Source organism: Streptomyces sp. NPDC002130 (assembly GCF_040296465.1).
Taxonomy (GTDB): domain Bacteria; phylum Actinomycetota; class Actinomycetes; order Streptomycetales; family Streptomycetaceae; genus Streptomyces.
Genome location: NZ_JBEOXI010000851.1, coordinates 1 through 1,409 on the forward strand (window position 1 = coordinate 1; position 1,409 = coordinate 1,409).

Annotated in this window: 2 protein-coding genes; both read left to right on the forward strand. The window is 62.8% G+C overall.

All coding sequences use genetic code 11. From position 1 onward, the window contains the following. Positions 1-157 precede the first annotated feature (157 nt). Complete coding sequence (locus ABT116_RS46285; RefSeq protein WP_298777085.1) at positions 158-784, forward strand: LutC/YkgG family protein; 627 nt, start codon at positions 158-160, stop codon at positions 782-784. 58 nt (positions 785-842) lie between these two features. After that, positions 843-1,409: SDR family NAD(P)-dependent oxidoreductase (locus tag ABT116_RS46290; RefSeq protein WP_351647221.1), on the forward strand; the 567-nt coding region annotated here is incomplete at its 3' end.

Here is a 1,409-nt window from a genome sequence, read left to right on the forward strand (position 1 = left end):
GGAAAGGGAAGATCTCTACGTTGCCACCTCCACTGAACGGTTGGACAGCTGCCAGAGACATTCCCGCACCGCCCAAGCAGACCTTCCGATCCTGGTGGGACTCCGACGAAGGCCGCGCGGCATTGGACGAGGCTCGTCGCGACGGGAAGGCAGACAGATGAATTCACGCGAGTTGGTACTCGGACGCATTCGTGATGCCATCACCTTGGCGCCCGCCCGTGAGAGCGAGATACCGCGAAACTACCGGACTGGCAGAACCATGTCCGACGGGGAACTCATCGATTTGTTCGTCGACCGTTTGGTGGACTACAAGGCGCACGTTCACCATTGCGCTGCAACAGAAATCGCCGAGGTCGTCACCTCGATACTGACGGCACAGGGGCTACGCACATTGGGAATCCCCGCCGGCCTCGACCGATCGTGGGTAGCCGGATTCGACGGAACGCTGGTGGTGGACAGCCCTGACGTACCGGCTCCTGAACTCGAGAACCTCGACGCCGTTGTCACCGGCTCGAAGGTATCGTGCGCCGAAACCGGCACCATCTTCCTCGACGCTGGTCCATCACAGGGCCGCCGTGCGTTGACGCTGGTACCGGACACACACATCTGCGTCGCGTATCGCAGCAGTGTGGAAGTGGGAGTGCCGGAGGCGATTGCGAAGTTGACGCCGGAGCGCCCCACCACCATGATCAGCGGCCCGTCGGCGACCTCCGACATCGAACTCGAACGCGTCGAAGGTGTCCATGGTCCGAGGAATCTTCACGTCGTCATCGTCGACGGTTGATTCCCGTCGAGCGGGAACTCGGAGGCAACTGGCTACATCAGCGTCTAACGTCCCGGCCATGACACAACTCTTGGCAGGCAAGGTCGTTTTCATCACCGGTGCAGCGCGGGGTCAGGGACGCAATCACGCGATCCGACTCGCGCAGGAAGGTGCACACGTCATCGCTGTCGACGTGTGCGCGTCGGTGTCCGAAGACGTGGGTTACGCGGCCGCGACTGAAGCCGACCTCGAAGAAACGGCTCGTCTCGTACGAGCGGAGGGGCGCGAGATCGTCACCGCCGTAGCGGACGTCCGTGACCTTGAGGCGCTGCGGGCGGCGGTGGCGTCGGGCGTCGACAAGTTCGGTCGCCTCGACGTCGTGATTGCCAATGCGGGCATCGCTACGTGGAACCGTTTCTGGGAGATGCCTGAAGAGCAGTGGTCGACGCTGGTGGACATCAATCTCAATGGTGTCTGGCGCACGATGACAGCTGCGGTTCCTGCAATGATCGAAGCCGGCAACGGCGGTTCCATCGTGATTGTGAGCAGTGCCGCCGGTGTTGCCGAAGCGCCCGGCTGCGCGCACTACTCGGCGGCCAAGCACGGCCTCGTTGGTTTGGCACGCACCGCGGCAACGGAATTGGGC